Consider the following 17,036-nt stretch of genomic DNA (forward strand, 5'->3'; position numbering starts at 1 on the left):
CGAGTATAAAAGAGTTAGGTGCAACTTTTAAGAACATCCGCTTTTGAAATTAACAGACTTTCTCATTCACAAAAAATTTGGACAATGTAAAAACATTGACATTGAAAGCAATCAGATAGTTTTCAATGATATAAAAACCATTTTTCCTTTGAATAATTGGCAGTATGCTGATTTGTCCGAGTTCGATAACTTTATTTCTAAATATAGTTTTCCACAGAAAGAAGAATTTAAAAAGAAAGATAGAGATGCTGTGCGAGATTGTTTTCCAAAACCGCAAATTCTTTTGAAAAAGAGTGAGCAAAATAACATTCGCATCGCCTTAGCATTGTATCCCAAAAAAACTCTGACTGGAAATACCTTATTGCATCTGAGAAGTATCAATAAGTTTGAACAAATGGAAATAAGATACTTTCTAAAATTTACTAGCGCGCCAATTAATGAACCTAAAATTCAGAAAAGAGGTTTTTATGAATTTTGTCAATCTAGCGATATACTTTTTGATTATGATTTTATTGAAGATTCAAAAGTAAACTCTGCAAGATTGAGAATTATAACCTTTGGATTTAACGATTACATCTTGCTCTTGTATGCATTTGACAGAAATAAAACTCTTGACCAAATTGAGCTTGAAAGTTTAGCCGAATCATTCAAAAGCTGCACCTAACAGCTGTTAGCCGCTATGGCTGGTTTTTCTTTAGTTGTGCCTCTATTTTCACGTAAAAAGTTTATCTTAGCAGACAGTACGCAGTTCGCTGGATTCGCCACAGTCGGCTAGCAGCTAAACGTTACCGGCAAGCTTAGCTCAAAATACTCAGAAAAGACTATGGAATCTAGATTGATTTATGAATCTGACAAAACATATTTAAGTAAAATTGACTGGATTGAGCCTAAAAAAGACTCTGAAAGTGAATGGTCATATTTGAATCCTGAAACAGTAACCGAAAATGATATTGAAAAAATATTTAACTCAGAATTTAACTTTAAAAAGTTTTACTTTATAACAAGTAGAGAGGAATCAAAAGAAGTTCAACAATCTGAAGTGAATACAGAAATTAAAGCTCTTTATGGAAAGACAAAATTCAGAATTTGGAATGAGAACTTTGAGAGCGTTATAGAATTTCACAATGAAGTTTATCGAAAAGGTAAAGCCAGCCGGTAACAGCGGTTAGTGGCCATTGCTGGATTTTCGTGGTTTCACGTTGGTTTTTCACGTAAATATTTTATCTTAGCTGAAAGTACGCAGTTCGCTGGCTTCGCAAAAAGCCACTAGCCGCGAAACGTTGTGCGAGATTAGTGGGAACAACCGCGTAAAATTGAACTTATGGGAATTGTATTGGAATTTTATCGATTATCTGATGAAAAGATAATTGAATTAAAAAATCAATCGGAAAAATTGTGCTCAGAATATTTAGATGATAATTATGCTAACGTATTAGGAAAAGAACATAAAGAAAATGACACCGTATTTTCTCTAGACAAAACCTGGGACGTAATCAGATTTTTAATGATCGAAGCTGACAAAACTGAAAGTAAAATTTTATCTGAACTTTATGGTGAATCACTAAATCAGAAATCCTACGGTGACTACAATTTCTTGCTTTCAAAAAAAGTAAAAGCAATAAACATCATACTTCAAGAAATAGAATCGAAAGATTTGTTCGAGTTTTATAACGAAGAAAAAATGGAAAATCTAATGATTTACAAGGCATCCGGTTTTCATGAAGACTTTTTAGAAAATCAAATTAAAATAATGAAGCTAGCTTTCGAAAAAGCTGCAAATTCAAATTCAGGGTTGATAATAAATAAATGCTAAAAGTTCTAACCTCGCACAACAGCCGTTATCCGCTATAGCTGGTTTTTCTTGAGTTGTACCACTTTTTTTCACGTAAAAAGTTTATCTTAGCAGACAGTACGCAGTTCGCTGGATTCGCTACAGTCGGATAGCGGCGAAACGTTATAAGCAAGCCGTTGGCAACTCGTTACAATAGGAACTATGAATACAATAAACTACTTTTCAATATCTGAAGCTATAACCGAATTGTCAAAGATTGGACAGAATGAAATTGTTATGAAGCTTAAAAATATTTTGGAGAATAATGAAGTGGAAAAGTCTGAGTTGCATAACAAAAAGAACGATAAAACAACCAGTCATTACAAAGTAAGTTTAACAAAAGAAGAATTGGAAGTGATTACTAATCATTTTTTAGATTTAGAAGTTGGAAACTTGACCGAAGAAGGTGAAGCTGGACGGTCAACAGAAAAATATGTAACGCTATTAAATAATTGGTCAAATATTACTGGAGAATCGGCCAGCTTATAACAGCCGTTATCCGCTATAGCTGGTTTTTCTTGAGTTGTACTTCTTTTTTCACGTAAAAACTTTATCTTAGCAGACAGTTCGCAGTTCGCTGGATTCGCTACAGTCGGATAGCGGCGAAACGTTAGCGGTCAGTTGTAGAAAATTCTAACTAAATAACATGGATTTGAAAGAAAAGTTTATAGAAGCATTGGAGGAAATAAAATTTCCAAACATATCGAGTCGCGCAACACTACAATCTTGGAAAGCAAGAGCGATAAATATTGTTACGAGAATTTATGGTGAAAATAGTAATCAGCAAAAACAAATTGAAGATATAAAATTTCAAAACTATATGTCGATTACAACGTTTGATGGAAACGGTCGGGCGTCTAGTGCTGGAGGCGGAAACAATTCAAATATTTGTCAAAAACAAGCAACCGAGTTAATTGAAAGTTTTATTTCAGACATTCAAAAATTTGGTCTTCCACACAAAGAAAAATCTTCTGAGGAACGTAACACAATTAATGTCTCTGTACATCAAAATCAAAGTCAAACACAGAAGCAAACAATAAAACTGGATATTATCATAAATGCGTTGCAGGATGAGTTGTCCGGAAAGCAATTGGCAGAATTACAAGAGGTCATGAATGAAGAGGAAACTAATCTTGAAAAAAAGCAAAATAAAATACTTCAGAAACTACAAGGATTTGGAAAAGATTTAGCTAGTAACATATTAGCAAATATTCTTGCTAACCCAGCGCTTTACAGTTAGCAACCGAACCGCTAACAGCGGTTATCAGCTATAGCTGGTTTTTCTTAAGTTGTACCATTTTTTTCACGTAAAAACTTTTATCTTAGCAGACAGTACGCAGTACGTTGGCTTCGCTACAGACTGATAGCCGCGAAACGTTAGGCGCAAGTTTGTTAGAGATACGATGAAATTTGGAGATAAAGAAATTCTTGGTTCTACACGAGACGTAAATAAAAATCTACGCCTATTAATTTCTATTTTAGAAGAAAAGGTTTCAAAAGCAGTTCAGAAACAAGAATTTGACTATACCCTATTTTCGTTGAGAGCCATTGCAAACTATTCTGGAGTGCTTTTTGAACGTTTGATTTCAAGTAAAAATTCACCAATTGAATATACTGCTATTTCGGCTCGAAATCTTTTCGAATGCTATTTACTTGCCGCTTACATTATCGGTGATCCATCTAAGGGTAAAGAATTTGTAAGCCAAAAAGCACATGAGGAATTAGAAATCAATGAAGGCTTCTTATCCATAGCCAAAGAGAGTAAAAATACCTCTGAAATGAGCATAAATTTTATTCGAAAGCGAATGGAGCACATTAATGCAATCATGAAAGCGAATGAGCTTACTCCATCCAAAAATTGGAATGTTAATTATTTAGCGAAACAAACAAATAATGAGCTTGAATATAAAGCATTTTTTAAACTATATTCAAAATATGTTCATCCGTCTTCTTGGATAATGAATAGTTTTAAAGAGGAATATGACAATCCGTTATTTAAAAATATTTTCTCTTTACAAGGACAACACTACGCAAGTTGTACTACAAAACTGATTTCCGAATATCTAGATGAAAAAACCAGCGCCTAACAGCCGTTAACCGCTATTGCTTGATTTTCGTGGTTTCACGTACTTTTTTCACGTAAAACTATTATCTTAGCTGAAAGTACGCAGTTCGCTGGCTTCGCAATAGTCGGTTAGCGGCGAAACGTTACCGGCAAGTGTTAACCAAGTTTACGCAGAAAGAAATTCAGAAACTCATTGAAAAATCTATTGTTTATTTGTAGCAGAAATAGATGGCGAAGTTTAACCGCCGAAGAAATCTATAAAAACAGTGCTGAGTTTAACGTAAAATCAGCCGGAACAGAAAATTCGGCAAGAATAAAAGTCAATGCAAAACATATAATTTGGGCTGATTTGATTTTTGTTATGGAAAAACATCACAAAGAAAAGTTGATTCTGAACTTTCCTGAAGAAACAAAAGACGCTAAAATTATTGTTTTAGAAATTCCAGACATTTATAAATTCATGGACACCGAATTGATTGAAGAAATCAAAGTTGCGGTTTCAAGTTATACGTAATAATCACACCAGCCGGTAACAGCGGTTAGTAGCCATTGCTGGATTTTCGTGGTTTCACGTTGGTTTTTCACGTAAATATTTTATCTTAGCTGAAAGTACGCAGTTCGCTGGCTTCGCAAAAAGCCACTAGCCGCGAAACGTTATAAGCAAGCTTTTGAGATCACGAGAAAATAAAGAGTGGAGATTTGACAATCCCAAAAATTACAAGTTTACTTTAAAACAAGTATTCTTGACTTAGAAACTTGAATAAATTAATTTACAAACGATTAGTAAAAGAGTAAAAAAAAATCCAATCGTGAAAGATATTCTTGCCAATTTTAATTTATAATCAGCAGTTTTTCTTAATGTTACTGTAAGTTTGTCACTTTTATCAACCGGTTCTTTTATAGGTTTTTTATAAAGGTAATCTGTTACTTTATATAAAACAGCAAACAAGATTAACATTTTAATTAAATTTATAGTTGTTTCTTCCATATTTATTTATACATCATATCCCATTATTTTTTAAATAAAGACAACATAATAGTTTCTGTAAATTAATTAGCAAATGTAAGAACTATTTGTAAGTTTTTGTGATTATCTTTGGGTTCAGTGATTATTTTGAATCTAACTGAAAAAGCCTGCTTATAACAGCCGTTTCTCGCAATTGCGAAATTTACGGTAAGCTCAAGTTCGGTTTCCGCAATAATTTTTATCTTAGCAGAATGTACGCAGTCCCGCAATTCGCAACTGACGAGAAGCGGCAAAACGTTAGCAGTAATTCATCCCAAAAAGAAACTAAAGCATGATAGACAGAATTTTATCATTAATGAAAGACGACAATAGAATGTCTAATTATTCTTTGTATTTTTTAGGTTTGATTATTACACTTCTAATTTTAAAGTCTTTACTGAAATCGAAAACAATAAATCCAAAAATATTTGACAATATTGCTCTAATAATATCAGTTCCTTTTTGCATTTTATTTTTTGGGAATGTATACTTTAATGAAAAATATATTCGTTTATCGTATGTTCTTGTTGCAATTTTAGGAGCTATTTTGCAGAAAAAAATACCAAAATTCATAAAATGGTATGATGACAAAGTTGACAAAATGATGGAAAAAAATTGAACTACTGCTAACAGCTGTTAGCCGCTATGGCTGGTTTTTCTTAAGTTGTACTTATTTTTTCACGTAAAAAGTTTATCTTAGCAGACAGTACGCAGTTCGCTGGAATCGCCACAGTCGGCTAGCAGCGAAACGTTACCGGCTATGCCAACAAAAAAGAGCTTAATAATGAAATGGCTTAACAGAACACTAGTCTGTATTTTCATAGTATTCTTTCTATTCTTCGCTTTTTACAAGCCGAAAGGTATAAATTTAGAAGGAACTTGGAAAGCAAAAGAAATTGTCCTAGACGGGAAAAAAAACTATCCAGATACTTTAGCAAGCTTTATAGATTATGCTCCAGAAATTGTTGTTAATCATTGGTCAAAAACAATTGTAATTCCAGTAAATAGAAAAAATATAACCGCTAAATTCCAATACATAAATGAAGAGAGTAATCAACACAAAATTAGATTATTCACTACTGAAAAATCACTAAATCATATTTTTGCTATATCTGTTGACACTTTAAACACAGGTCCGCAATCTTACTTTGTAAATGTGGAATTGAAATCAAATACAACATTATTAAAAATTCAAAAACATGTGATCATTCCGCCTTGGAAACCTGAATTTCCGAAAAAAGGAAGACCATAAAAATATGCACAGCCGGTAACAGCGGTTAGTAGCACTTGCTGGTTTTTCTTGAGTTGTACTTCTTTTTTCACGTAAAAACTTTTATTTTAGCAGACAGTACGCAGTTCGTTGGCTTCGCAAATGCAACTAGCCGCGAAACGTTATAGGCAAGCTAACCACGAAACTCAGAAAAAATGATATTTGAAAGAGGACATTTTCAATCGAAAAACATTAATGAATCGTTCATAACAGATTCATTAAATGAGGTTAAGATGTTTAGTCATAACAAACCATATACAAACTCAAATACTGTTTTTCTTTCTCACAAACATAGCGATTTAGAAGAGTTAAAAGGTGTAATGGGACTCTTAAAAGATTATGGAGCAAAAGTCTATATAGACAGTATGGACAATAAAATGCCAAAAGAAACTTCAGGAGAAACAGCGAAACGTATAAAAGAAGTAATAAAATATTGTAAAAAGTTTATTTTATTAGCAACTGAAGATGCTATTTCTTCTTATTGGTGCAATTGGGAATTAGGTTTTGGTGACACACATAAATATAAAAGCAACTTGGCAATTTTACCTATCAAAGAAGTTGGAGAATCTGATTATCAATATAAAGGAAATGAATACCTACGAATTTATCCTAAAATAAGCTATAGAAATGCTTTTACAAATTACAAAGGACATTATTTTAAGTCAGGTTATTACGTTGAAAACCCTGATGATTTTTACATTACCGAATTAAGTGTTTGGTTAAAACAATAACAAATTATGGAAAAAGAAATACTTCATAAAGAAATCGATTTAATACAAAATGTAATTAATCGAATGGCAAACAACTCTTTTCTTCTCAAAGGTTGGATGATTTCAATAATTGTAGCCGTCTTAGCCTTAACAAAAGACACTTTAGTTACTAATGACCTAACTTATTTTTCATTAGTTTTATTATTACCTCTTTTTTCATTTTGGTACTTAGATGCTTTTTTCCTTCATAAAGAAAAATGCTACAGACAACTATACAAATGGGTTATTGAAAATAGACAAAGTTCAAATGAAAATTTATACTCTTTAGATTATAAAAAATTTGAAGAAAATGTAGATGGAATCTTTAAAATAATGCGTTCAAATACGTTAGCAGTATTTTATGGTTTTACAGCAATTATTTTAATTATCATTACTATTTATAATGCTTTTCAATAAACACAAAGTTGCAAAAATTGAATAATAGCCTGCCTATAACAGCGGTTATCAGCTATAGCTGGTTTTTCTTGAGTTGTGCCATTTTTTCCACGTAAAAATTCTATCTTAGCAGACAGTACGCAGTTCGTTGGCTTCGCTACAGACTGATAGCCGCGAAACGTTAGGAGCCATTTATGCGCCGGTTCAATAATCTAACGCAACTTTTAAAGAAATTTATAAGTTCGTTATTATGAAAAACTACAACCGAATTACACTCCAAGAACGTATTGAGATTGAAAAATTATTAGCACTTAATCTATCCTATTCTGCCATTGCACTTAAACTTGGAAGACATAAAAGTTCTATTATCCGAGAAGTCAAAAAGTACCCTAAAAAGCAATACCAAGCTTATTATGCTAACTTAAAATCTTACGCTAGGTCTATAGACCGAAGACTTGGTAAAAGCAAGATTCTTTTCAATCCAAAACTGCAAAAATTCGTTCATCAAAAACTCGCAATGTTTTGGTCACCTGACCAAATATCAGTAAGTTTAAAACGGCTATTCCCTAACGATAAAACTATGCAAGCTTCTCACGAAACAATCTATCTTTACATCTATCTGCACTCCAAAAAAGAGCTCAAAGAGATGCTCATTTCTGAACTCAGACAGAAAAGAAAACAAAGAGGAAATACACGTCGTGGAACCGACAAAAGAACAACTATCAAAGACCCTGTCAGAATCGATGAACGCCCGGAAAATGTACTCGGAAGAGAGATTCCGGGACACTGGGAAGGTGATTTAATTCTAGGTAAAAACCGCGAATCAGCCATAGGTACTTTAGTAGAAAGATCTACCAGAGCTGTCATCTTAGTACATCTTAAAAATAGAGATGCTAAGTCTGTTCGTAAAGCATTTGAAAAGGAATTTAAACAACTTCCGAAACTGATGAAAAAGTCGCTAACTTATGACAACGGAACCGAAATGGCCCAACATAAATTATTCACTAAAAACACCAAAGTCCAAGTCTATTTTACTCATCCTTATTCACCTTGGGAAAGACCAACTAACGAAAATACAAACGGACTTTTAAGAGATTATTTCCCTAAAGGAACCGATTTGTCAACTGTAACCAAAAAACGCCTTAAAAGCGTCCAAAATGAGCTCAATGAAAGACCCAGAAAGGTACTCGACTATCAAACACCTAAAGAAGTTTTTGATAAAATTATTTTAGAAAAATTATAACTATATTTGAATCAACTAGCGTTGCGCTAGAAACTTGAAACCCCTAAAGACCCACTTAGTGATAAAAAATATATGACAGACTTAGGCGACTTTATAAAATCACAAATCAACATTTCAGAAAACGAATTACAAAATGTCCTTTCACATTTTCAAGAACGGAATATTAAAAAGGGGAAGTTCCTCATAAAGAATGGACAAGTTGTAACCTCTTACTATTTTATTAAATCTGGCGGACTTCGCATTTATTTTGACAAAGACGATAGACAAATAACAGGTTGGTTAGCTTTTCAAAGTGATTTCTTCACTGAACTCAATAGTCTCAAATCAGGACACCCGACTCAATTCAATATTGAAGCCATTGAAGACACAATTTTGCTTTCAATTGACAAAACTCAAATGGAAAAATTGTACAAAGAGTTTCCATTTTGGCAACAGTTCGGTAGACAAATTTGGGAAGATGCTTTTTTGAAGGTTATTAATGGAATATTAAGTTATCAGACAATGACAGCAGAAGAACGTTATTTGAATATGATGAAACAATCAGACCTTTTGCAAAGAGTTCCGCTAAAACAACTCGCTTCATATTTAGGCATCACACAGACATCATTGAGCAGGCTGAGAAAAAGCATCAGGTAATTCATTAATTGCCAATTGGCAAGTTTGACAACTTTAATATTATTGACCTTTGCATTAAATTTAAATATTTACAATAATGCAAATAAAAACATTCAATCGTCTTTTAGGCTTTTCACTATTTTTCTTGGCTCATTGGTTTTTCGGAAACCTTTACGAAGAAATAGTTTTAGCACCTAACCAACTTACAGAGTCATATCAAGCACTAAAAAATTGGCAAGGTTATTTTACAGTTACGAATCAGATTTTTTACTACGTACCTTTTACACAAATAGCAGTATTTGTAGTTTGCTATTTGTATTTCAAAGCAGCCAACTCAAAAGAAAAAGCGTACCTTAAAAAAGCAAGCATTTTTGGGTTGTTGTCCATTGCATTGACAGCATTAATTGTTACCCAACTGAATTTGAAACTTTTTTTTGGTGACATTGAAAAATACAAAAGTGAAATTTACACATTATCGGTAATTTGGCTTATTGGAAACGCTATCAGACTTTACCTTGTAGGAAGTTCATTGTATTTTACTTTCAAAGCATATTTGATAAGGCAAAACCTTGGTGCGGAGAAAACAACTACCGCTAACAGCGATTAGTAGCACTTGCTGGCTTTTCTTCGCTTCACTCCTATTTTTCACGTAAAACTATTATCTTAGCAGATAGTACGCCGTTCGATGGCTTCGCTACAGTCGGATAGCCGCGAAACGTTATATGATACCCGTGGGCTAAACCACGGCGAAAAAAACACTCACTTCTTAAAAAAGTGCTATTTAACGATTTTTTTTACCTTTTAACGATTTTATTTGGTATAACATAAAAAATACCTTAAAAAATAATTATTTTCTTTTTTTTTAAAGTTGCTTCTATTATTTTCGCAAAAATATTCTTATAATTTTATGTAAAATTAAAATTGTATTGTTTTGAAAATAGTCGCGAATATTTAAAAAAATAATATGGTTTTTATGAGAACTTTATAGTTCACGGGCAGAACTCCATATGGAAAACAATGCAGAAAATCTTTGACTGCCTTAATGAGTCAGAAGCTCTTGCAAAGATTCAAGCAAAATACTAATAAAAGAATGAAAAAAATATTTTTAGCAGCAATTCTATTGGTTAGCGTAACTATGAATGCCAGAGTTTGGAATGTTACCACAACTTGCGGAGTAATTGGAACAATTAATATGGCTGATAATGCTACATTACAACAAATTACGGATGCTGTAGCAACGTATAATTTAATGCACTGTGGTGTTTACCCAAAAAAGGTGACAATAACAGTTAATACCTAATTACCAAATTTAAGGCTATCTATGAACTTAGATAGCCTTCTTAAACTTTATAAATTATGCAAAAAAAACATTTTGAAATTTTAATAGCATTACTTTTTATTATAGAAGCCACTGCTCAAACCATAAACACCGACTATGTTTGTTTTTATGATTTAAAATTTACAAGAAATGATAAATCATCTGATACGGAACAATTCATTTTATTAGTTGAAAGTAAAAATAATAAATCAGCTTTTTTAAGTACTACCATTTATTCCTTGAACTCATTAAAAGAAACTAATCCAAACGATTATATGCAGTATGGCTCAGAATTTCCTGAAATTGTTTGTAACAACAATAATCAGATGGATGTTTTCGAAGATATTAAAGATTTCAAATATCGATATGTGGAAAATGACAAACTTAATTGGGAAATTCTAAAAGAGAAAAAGAAAGTAGGAAAGGTTAACGCTCAATTAGCTCGATGCAATGCTTATGGTAGAATCTGGTATGCTTGGTTTTCCATCGAAATACCCCTAAATTATGGTCCTTACAAGTTCAAAGGTTTACCTGGACTAATAGTTAGCCTTTACGACTCTGAAAAAAAGTTAAATTTTACTTTAGAGAATTATAAAAAAAAGAAAGAAAAATATAACCTACCCAAAGCAAAAGACTATAAACTTATTACAAAAGAGAAATATTATAAAAACAGGTTTAAAATTTTAACATCTGATGATGGCTCTGTTCTATTTGATAATGCTGAAGAAAGAAAGAAATGGTTTAATGTAATAAAAAAAAGGTATAGAGGTCAAATACTCATAGATATTAAATATCCACAAGAATAAATTCAAAACACCAAAATATAGTTTTTAAAATTGCATATAACAACTGCATCTGTTGTTATGATAAAACTAAACAAGCGTAAAAAACTAATGATAAAAAATTTAATTCTATTTATTTTAATAACAAACACAGTAAACTCTCAAACGACTATTAAGGGAAAAATATCAGACCTCAAAGGAAATCCGATTCCAAATGCAAGTGTTTTAATAAATTACAAATCTACAGAAGACATTATAGCTTATTCAATCTCTGATGAGAACGGTAATTATAGTGTTACTTTCTCCGAATCTCAAAATGAAATTGACATTCAAGTTAGTTCCATAGATTTTGAAACAATCAATGAAACTTTAAAAAATGAGAGCCAAAAAAAAGATTTTAGATTAAATAATAAAGTGTTCGAATTAAAAGAAGTTGTTATAAAGACACAGCCAATTACTCAAAAAGGTGACACTATAAAATACTCTGTAAATTCATTTGCTAAAGAACAAGATCGAAGCATTTCTGACGTACTAAAAAGAATGCCCGGAATAGAAATCTTATCAGACGGAAAAATTTTATACCAAGGTAAACCTATCAATAAATATTATATTGAAGGGTTAGATTTATTGGAAGGCAAGTACAATCTAGCCAACGAAAATTTACCTTATAATGCTGTAACCCAAGTGCAGATTTTAGAAAATCATCAACCCATAAAGATGCTAGACAGTTTGAGATTTTCAGAAGATGCGGCTTTAAATATTAAATTAAAAAAATCATATACATTTACAGGACATGCCAAGCTAGGTGCAGGATTTTCTCCGTTAATATGGGAAACCAATATAACACCAATGCTTTTTACAAAAAAACAACAAATGCTTGCATCCTATCAAGCCAATAATACTGGTATTAATGTTGTGCTACAACTTAAATCTTTAACTATTGACGATTTATTGAACCAATTTGAGAGTAGTAATGAAAAGTCAAATTGGTTGTCCATTCAACAATTATCAAGTCCTGATTTTTCTGAAAAACGATGGTTAGATAATAATATTCACTTACTTACTTTTAACCATTTACAAAAACTAAAAAAAGATTATGAACTAAGATTAAACGTTTCCTGTTTAAATGACTATCAGCAGCAAAATGGGTATACAAATACTCAATTCATTACACCTACCAACACAATAAACCTTCTTGAAGAAAAGAACAATCTATTTTTTTCTAATGCATTACAAACCAACATTACTTTACAAAGAAATGCAAATAAAAATTATTTCAAAAACAGCCTAGATTTTGAAGGTAGTTGGGATAGCCAACGTGGCTTAATTTATATAGAAAATCAAAATATTTCACAAAATCTCACAAACGACTTTTTAAAAATATCAAATAGTCATAAATCAATTTTTCCCATTGGTAAACAATTACTTACTTTAAATTCATATGCAGGTTTTAATAAAACACCACAAACATTAAAAGTAAATCCTGGACAATTTGAAGCAATTTTAAACAACAACATTCTGTATCAAGAAGTGACTCAGAGGGTTGATTTAAAAACTTTTTATACTAACAATACATTTAGTTTTATTAAAGGTTATAATCAATTTACATTTGAACCAAAAATTGGTTTTCAATTGGAAAATCAAACCTTGAAAAGCCAGATTACCACTTCAGAAAATACAATTTTGAGTAATGACTTTTCAAATAATTTAGATTGGATGCGCTCAAAAATCTATTTTGAACTCCATACACAATATCAAAAAAATAAATGGCGTTTAGATTTGACAACACCTGTAAATATTCAATCTTATACAATAAATGATAATCCTTTACAAGAAAAGGAAAGTCTCAATAGAACCACATTTGAGCCAAGATTGTCACTTATTTACGATTTAAATACCTATTGGAAAATTAATTCCACTGTAAGTATCAATAATCAATTTGGTACAATTAATCAATTGTATTATGCTTACATTTTACAAAATTATAGAAGCATCCAAAGTATTAATGCACCTTTACCACAAATAATAAATCAAAATAAATCTTTTGGCGTTAATTTTAGAGACCCTCTCAAAGCTTTGTTTTTTACTTTTATTTACACCAACTCAAAAAGCGATAATAACTTGTTATATGACACACAAGTTTTAACTAATGGTTCAACCGTAATAAAAGCCATTGAAGAAAAGAATACAAGATTAAATCAATCTGTTTCGGCACGTATTAACAAATATTTCAGCAAATTAAAAACAAATGTTATCCTGAATGGCAGTTATAGTTTAACTGAATTTCAACAAATATTGAATTTTAATGATACTACAATTAAAAACGTAAACTGGAGTTTTGGAAATAAAATAGATATTGATGTTTTTGAATGGTTTAATTTAGAATATCAATCCAATTGGTTACTCTCAAAAAACAAAATCCAAGAGAAATTAAATCCAACAATTATTCAACAAAATCATTCAATGAACTTAAATTTTGACTTTAATAAAAATCAATTTTTTTCCATAAAGTCTGAATACATCAACAACAATTTATTTACTGAACGTTCAGAAAACCTATTTACCGATTTAATATACAGATATACAATTAAAAAGCGAAAAATTGATTTTGAATTTCAAATCAATAATTTATTCAACACAACAAATTTTAAAACAGTAAGTATTAGCGGCTATAGTTATATCGAAACCAATTTTAATTTACGACCAAGGCAAACAATGTTTAAAATTACGTTTGCACTGTAGTGATATTAAAATAAAATGCTTAAAAATTATTAAGCTCTTTTGTTTTATTTTAAAGCTTACCTATATTCAAATAAAATAAATAATTCGATCAAAAAACTTTAATATTATGGCATCTACATCAGAAACAGGACACGCAAAAAATGTTGCAAATTTTCAAGATTTAATTTCATTCGTAACTGGATATGGAGCAACGTACAACCCAACCAAAAACGCACTAAAGTTGCCACAACTTAATGCTTTGTACACAGCATCACAAGGTAGTTTAGCCGATGTTGTTACAAAAAACACCGCTTACAACAACAAAGTTAATGAGCGAATTCATGCATTCAAAGATTTAAAATCGTTATCAACAAGATTGATAAACGCATTTCAAACAACCGATGCAACTTCTCAAAAAATTGCCGATGCAAAAGCATTCAATAAGAAAATGCAAGGTGTCAGAGCGAAAGCAGTTGAAACACCAACCGACCCAAGCGAACCAGCACCAAACACAATTTCAACAAGTCAGCAATCTTACGACCAACAAATTCAGCATTTTGCGGGTATTATTTCAGTTTTACAAACTGAACCAAGTTATGCTCCAAACGAAAACGATTTGAAAATCGTAACACTAACAGCAAAACAAGCCGACCTAACCGCTAAAAATAGCGCAGTTGCCACAGCATACACTAACTTAAGCAATTCAAGAATTGCACGAGATACAATAATCTACGGAACAGACACAGGATTATTTGACATCGCCACCGAAGTAAAGAAATATATCAAATCAGTTTTTGGAGCAACAAGTCAACAATTTGCACAAGTAAAAGGAATAGAATTTACCAAGAAAAGGAGATAACAAAACTTAAAATATAAATATGACAAGCCGAAACATAAAACTACCTACCCTATTTATATATATTGCTAACGCAATAATATACATCTGCTTCACAGTTATATAAATGCGTTTCGCATCTATATTTATGCTTGTCATATTTATATTTATTCAAACTCCGTTTATGTTTATTGCTGTCTGATTTATATTTATAGCTGTCCGATTTATATTTATGCCATTCAGACTTGCATTTAAAGAAAGCCGAAACAGAAATATAGCAGGATGGAAAAACAGAAGCGGAACAAGAAAGAAAAGCGGGCATCATATAACAGCCGTTAACCGCTATTACCGGATTTTCTTGGCTTCACACCTATTTTTCACGTAAAACTATTATCTTAGCAGACGGTACGCAGTTCGTTGGCGTCGCAACAGACTGATAGCTGCGAAACGTTAGCAGCCATTTTTGGACGACACCGTAAAAAGTAAAATGAAAGAATATTTTGAACTTCAATACAGAATGACAAACCGCAGGTTTAAAGACACCGGATTTGAACCATTACTGGCATATCTCGTTTTGACAGTTGGGTTTGTTGGACTTTCAATTTACTTATTTGGCAAAACAGAATTTGCTGAATATATTTTTATGCTTTCGGCTCTGACACTCATCGGAAAACTTTCAGAAACCCGAAGAACAGAATTTTTAAAATTTTGTTTTGGCGACACAAAACTGAAAAAGATAAGAGTAACAGAAAATCTTATCTGCTCATTGCCATTTCTAATTTTTCTGCTTTACAAACAACTCTTTCTTTCTGCACTTCTATTGTTTGTTTTGGCGACAATTTTAGCCCTTATGCATTTTCGCACAACATTAAACTTTACTATTTGGACACCATTTTCAAAAAGACCTTTTGAATTTACCACCGGATTTAGAAACACGTTTTACTTGTTTTTTGCGGCATACTCATTGACAGCTATTGCCATTTCTGTAAACAACTTCAACCTTGGAGTATTTGCAATGTTGCTTGTGTTTGCGACCACATTAAGTTATTACTCAAAACCAGAAAATGAATATTACGTATGGACTTACAACGTGAATGCCAAAGAGTTTTTGTATGGTAAAATTAAAACAGCCATACTTTTTTCAACTTCGCTTGCATTGCCAATCGCAGTAGCAATCGCAATTTTCTATACTCAAAATATCGGCATACTATCACTTTTCTTTTTAGTTGGCTGGGCGTTTCTAATCAGCGTAATCGTTAGTAAATACTCTGCGTATCCTGACGAAATGAACATTACACAAGGTATTCTTTTAGCGCTTTGTATTTGGTTTCCACCTATACTTATTGTTCTAATTCCTTACCTTTTCAAAAAATCTGAATCCCGTCTTAATAGCTTATTGAAATGATTACAGTCAGAAATTTATCAAAGAAATATGGGACAAATGAAGTTCTTAAAAACATCAATATACAATTTGATAAAGGAAAAGTATATGGCATTGTTGGCGAAAATGGTGCAGGAAAAACAACTTTTTTCAGGTGTATAGCAGATTTAGAAGATTACGAAGGCGAAATTAGTGCAAACCCTAACCCAATTAAAAATCATCTTGGCTTGTTGCTGACAGAACCTTTCTTTTTCCATAAAATTACTGGCAAAGAATATATTCAGTTGCTATGCAATGCAAGGAACATAAAAATTTCCGACATTGACGACAGAAACATTTTTGACTTACCTCTAAATCAATATGCTTCTACTTATTCAACAGGAATGAAAAAGAAATTGGCATTGACAGCAATTCTTTTCCAAGACAACAACTATTTTATACTTGACGAACCATTTAACGGAGTGGACATACAAAGCAACATCATTATCACGGAAATTATTCATAAACTAAAAGCACTCGACAAGACAGTTATTATTTCATCGCATATTTTCTCTACTTTGAGCGACACTTGCGATGAAATACATTTAATAAGCAACGGAAGTTTTATCAAATCTGTTCAAAAAATAGACTTTCAAGCATTAGAAACAGAAATGAAACAAATGACAATAGAAAACAAAATTGAAAAATTAGGACTGAAATAAAAACGGCTGCTAACAGCTGTTAGCCGCTATGGCTGGTTTTTCTTGAATGCAACTCATTTCTTCACGAAAATATTTTATCTTAGCAGAAAGTGTGCTGTTCGCTGGCTTCACTACAGTCGGATA

The 17,036-nt window shown here is 31.8% G+C and carries 21 protein-coding genes; 20 read left to right on the plus strand and 1 reads right to left on the minus strand.

The genetic code is table 11. From position 1 onward, the window contains the following. Positions 1-43: 43 nt before the first annotated feature. From ACJG85_RS12510 to ACJG85_RS12540, 7 genes are all read left to right on the plus strand, one after another. Positions 44-664 carry a hypothetical protein gene (locus tag ACJG85_RS12510; protein WP_412476557.1) on the plus strand — a complete coding sequence of 207 codons (621 nt, stop codon included), beginning with the start codon at positions 44-46 and terminating at the stop codon, positions 662-664. A 159-nt stretch (positions 665-823) separates the two neighbouring features. After that, entirely contained in the window at positions 824-1,159 is a 336-nt protein-coding gene (locus ACJG85_RS12515; RefSeq protein WP_412476558.1) for a hypothetical protein, read from the plus strand. Positions 1,160-1,321: 162 nt separating this feature from the next. Further along, positions 1,322-1,813 carry a DUF1877 family protein gene (locus ACJG85_RS12520; RefSeq protein WP_412476559.1) on the plus strand — a complete coding sequence of 164 codons (492 nt, stop codon included), beginning with the start codon at positions 1,322-1,324 and terminating at the stop codon, positions 1,811-1,813. Positions 1,814-1,993: 180 nt separating this feature from the next. Continuing rightward, positions 1,994-2,320, plus strand: a complete 327-nt coding sequence (locus tag ACJG85_RS12525; RefSeq protein ID WP_412476560.1) for a hypothetical protein — start codon at positions 1,994-1,996, stop codon at positions 2,318-2,320. Between the two features lie 157 nt (positions 2,321-2,477). Continuing rightward, positions 2,478-3,071, plus strand: coding sequence for a hypothetical protein (locus ACJG85_RS12530; RefSeq protein ID WP_412476561.1), 594 nt, complete (start codon positions 2,478-2,480; stop codon positions 3,069-3,071). A 163-nt stretch (positions 3,072-3,234) separates the two neighbouring features. Further along, positions 3,235-3,918 carry a DUF5677 domain-containing protein gene (locus tag ACJG85_RS12535; RefSeq protein ID WP_412476562.1) on the plus strand — a complete coding sequence of 228 codons (684 nt, stop codon included), beginning with the start codon at positions 3,235-3,237 and terminating at the stop codon, positions 3,916-3,918. Between the two features lie 171 nt (positions 3,919-4,089). Next, complete coding sequence (locus tag ACJG85_RS12540; protein WP_412476563.1) at positions 4,090-4,410, plus strand: low molecular weight protein tyrosine phosphatase family protein; 321 nt, start codon at positions 4,090-4,092, stop codon at positions 4,408-4,410. Between the two features lie 234 nt (positions 4,411-4,644). On the opposite strand, the gene ACJG85_RS12545 is transcribed toward ACJG85_RS12540, so the two are convergent. Beyond that, positions 4,645-4,884: a hypothetical protein gene (locus ACJG85_RS12545; RefSeq protein WP_412476564.1), complete on the minus strand. Its 240-nt coding sequence runs from the start codon at positions 4,882-4,884 to the stop codon at positions 4,645-4,647. A 310-nt stretch (positions 4,885-5,194) separates the two neighbouring features. Here ACJG85_RS12545 and ACJG85_RS12550 point away from each other — a divergent pair, with 310 nt between their 5' ends. The 13 genes from ACJG85_RS12550 (at position 5,195) to ACJG85_RS12610 (ending at position 16,913) form a co-directional block, all read left to right on the plus strand. Further along, complete coding sequence (locus ACJG85_RS12550; RefSeq protein WP_345086885.1) at positions 5,195-5,521, plus strand: hypothetical protein; 327 nt, start codon at positions 5,195-5,197, stop codon at positions 5,519-5,521. A gap of 165 nt (positions 5,522-5,686) precedes the next feature. Beyond that, the gene (locus tag ACJG85_RS12555) at positions 5,687-6,154 is read left to right on the plus strand and encodes a hypothetical protein (RefSeq protein WP_412476565.1); all 468 of its coding nucleotides are present in this window, start codon (positions 5,687-5,689) and stop codon (positions 6,152-6,154) included. A 251-nt stretch (positions 6,155-6,405) separates the two neighbouring features. Beyond that, complete coding sequence (locus ACJG85_RS12560) at positions 6,406-6,903, plus strand: toll/interleukin-1 receptor domain-containing protein (RefSeq protein ID WP_412476566.1); 498 nt, start codon at positions 6,406-6,408, stop codon at positions 6,901-6,903. A 6-nt stretch (positions 6,904-6,909) separates the two neighbouring features. Further along, a complete protein-coding gene (locus tag ACJG85_RS12565; RefSeq protein WP_412476567.1) occupies positions 6,910-7,338 on the plus strand; it encodes a hypothetical protein in 429 nt (142 codons plus the stop codon). A 229-nt stretch (positions 7,339-7,567) separates the two neighbouring features. Beyond that, positions 7,568-8,560 carry an IS30 family transposase gene (locus ACJG85_RS12570; protein ID WP_412476568.1) on the plus strand — a complete coding sequence of 331 codons (993 nt, stop codon included), beginning with the start codon at positions 7,568-7,570 and terminating at the stop codon, positions 8,558-8,560. Positions 8,561-8,632: 72 nt separating this feature from the next. Beyond that, the gene (locus ACJG85_RS12575) at positions 8,633-9,196 is read left to right on the plus strand and encodes a Crp/Fnr family transcriptional regulator (protein ID WP_412476569.1); all 564 of its coding nucleotides are present in this window, start codon (positions 8,633-8,635) and stop codon (positions 9,194-9,196) included. A 76-nt stretch (positions 9,197-9,272) separates the two neighbouring features. Further along, on the plus strand, positions 9,273-9,782 hold the full coding sequence (locus ACJG85_RS12580; RefSeq protein WP_412476570.1) for a hypothetical protein: 510 nt from the start codon (positions 9,273-9,275) through the stop codon (positions 9,780-9,782). A 435-nt stretch (positions 9,783-10,217) separates the two neighbouring features. After that, positions 10,218-10,475: a hypothetical protein gene (locus tag ACJG85_RS12585; protein ID WP_412476571.1), complete on the plus strand. Its 258-nt coding sequence runs from the start codon at positions 10,218-10,220 to the stop codon at positions 10,473-10,475. Between the two features lie 56 nt (positions 10,476-10,531). Next, complete coding sequence (locus ACJG85_RS12590) at positions 10,532-11,299, plus strand: GLPGLI family protein (RefSeq protein WP_412476572.1); 768 nt, start codon at positions 10,532-10,534, stop codon at positions 11,297-11,299. An 87-nt stretch (positions 11,300-11,386) separates the two neighbouring features. After that, on the plus strand, positions 11,387-14,017 hold the full coding sequence (locus ACJG85_RS12595; RefSeq protein WP_412476573.1) for a carboxypeptidase-like regulatory domain-containing protein: 2,631 nt from the start codon (positions 11,387-11,389) through the stop codon (positions 14,015-14,017). 106 nt (positions 14,018-14,123) lie between these two features. Continuing rightward, positions 14,124-14,855, plus strand: coding sequence for a hypothetical protein (locus ACJG85_RS12600; protein WP_412476574.1), 732 nt, complete (start codon positions 14,124-14,126; stop codon positions 14,853-14,855). A 463-nt stretch (positions 14,856-15,318) separates the two neighbouring features. After that, positions 15,319-16,236 carry an ABC transporter permease gene (locus ACJG85_RS12605; protein ID WP_412476575.1) on the plus strand — a complete coding sequence of 306 codons (918 nt, stop codon included), beginning with the start codon at positions 15,319-15,321 and terminating at the stop codon, positions 16,234-16,236. Continuing rightward, positions 16,233-16,913: an ABC transporter ATP-binding protein gene (locus ACJG85_RS12610; protein WP_412464456.1), complete on the plus strand. Its 681-nt coding sequence runs from the start codon at positions 16,233-16,235 to the stop codon at positions 16,911-16,913. Before ACJG85_RS12605 ends, ACJG85_RS12610 begins: the two co-directional genes overlap by 4 nt. The last annotated feature ends 123 nt before the right edge of the window (positions 16,914-17,036 follow it).

Source organism: Flavobacterium mekongense (genome assembly GCF_047038255.1).
Taxonomy (GTDB): domain Bacteria; phylum Bacteroidota; class Bacteroidia; order Flavobacteriales; family Flavobacteriaceae; genus Flavobacterium; species Flavobacterium mekongense.

Excerpts from the sequence above, each read along its gene's own strand:
- ACJG85_RS12525 (WP_412476560.1), top strand. The coding sequence starts at position 1,994 with ATGAATACAATAAACTACTTTTCAATATCTGAAGCTATAACCGAATTG.
- ACJG85_RS12515 (WP_412476558.1), top strand. The coding sequence starts at position 824 with ATGGAATCTAGATTGATTTATGAATCTGACAAAACATATTTAAGTAAA.
- ACJG85_RS12555 (WP_412476565.1), top strand. The coding sequence starts at position 5,687 with ATGAAATGGCTTAACAGAACACTAGTCTGTATTTTCATAGTATTCTTT.
- ACJG85_RS12600 (WP_412476574.1), top strand. The coding sequence starts at position 14,124 with ATGGCATCTACATCAGAAACAGGACACGCAAAAAATGTTGCAAATTTT.
- ACJG85_RS12605 (WP_412476575.1), top strand. The coding sequence starts at position 15,319 with ATGAAAGAATATTTTGAACTTCAATACAGAATGACAAACCGCAGGTTT.
- ACJG85_RS12595 (WP_412476573.1), top strand. The coding sequence starts at position 11,387 with ATGATAAAAAATTTAATTCTATTTATTTTAATAACAAACACAGTAAAC.
- ACJG85_RS12570 (WP_412476568.1), top strand. The coding sequence starts at position 7,568 with ATGAAAAACTACAACCGAATTACACTCCAAGAACGTATTGAGATTGAA.
- ACJG85_RS12560 (WP_412476566.1), top strand. The coding sequence starts at position 6,406 with ATGTTTAGTCATAACAAACCATATACAAACTCAAATACTGTTTTTCTT.
- ACJG85_RS12590 (WP_412476572.1), top strand. The coding sequence starts at position 10,532 with ATGCAAAAAAAACATTTTGAAATTTTAATAGCATTACTTTTTATTATA.
- ACJG85_RS12530 (WP_412476561.1), top strand. The coding sequence starts at position 2,478 with ATGGATTTGAAAGAAAAGTTTATAGAAGCATTGGAGGAAATAAAATTT.
- ACJG85_RS12585 (WP_412476571.1), top strand. The coding sequence starts at position 10,218 with ATGAGTCAGAAGCTCTTGCAAAGATTCAAGCAAAATACTAATAAAAGA.
- ACJG85_RS12535 (WP_412476562.1), top strand. The coding sequence starts at position 3,235 with ATGAAATTTGGAGATAAAGAAATTCTTGGTTCTACACGAGACGTAAAT.
- ACJG85_RS12580 (WP_412476570.1), top strand. The coding sequence starts at position 9,273 with ATGCAAATAAAAACATTCAATCGTCTTTTAGGCTTTTCACTATTTTTC.
- ACJG85_RS12575 (WP_412476569.1), top strand. The coding sequence starts at position 8,633 with ATGACAGACTTAGGCGACTTTATAAAATCACAAATCAACATTTCAGAA.
- ACJG85_RS12545 (WP_412476564.1), bottom strand. The coding sequence starts at position 4,884 with ATGGAAGAAACAACTATAAATTTAATTAAAATGTTAATCTTGTTTGCT.
- ACJG85_RS12520 (WP_412476559.1), top strand. The coding sequence starts at position 1,322 with ATGGGAATTGTATTGGAATTTTATCGATTATCTGATGAAAAGATAATT.
- ACJG85_RS12550 (WP_345086885.1), top strand. The coding sequence starts at position 5,195 with ATGATAGACAGAATTTTATCATTAATGAAAGACGACAATAGAATGTCT.
- ACJG85_RS12565 (WP_412476567.1), top strand. The coding sequence starts at position 6,910 with ATGGAAAAAGAAATACTTCATAAAGAAATCGATTTAATACAAAATGTA.
- ACJG85_RS12610 (WP_412464456.1), top strand. The coding sequence starts at position 16,233 with ATGATTACAGTCAGAAATTTATCAAAGAAATATGGGACAAATGAAGTT.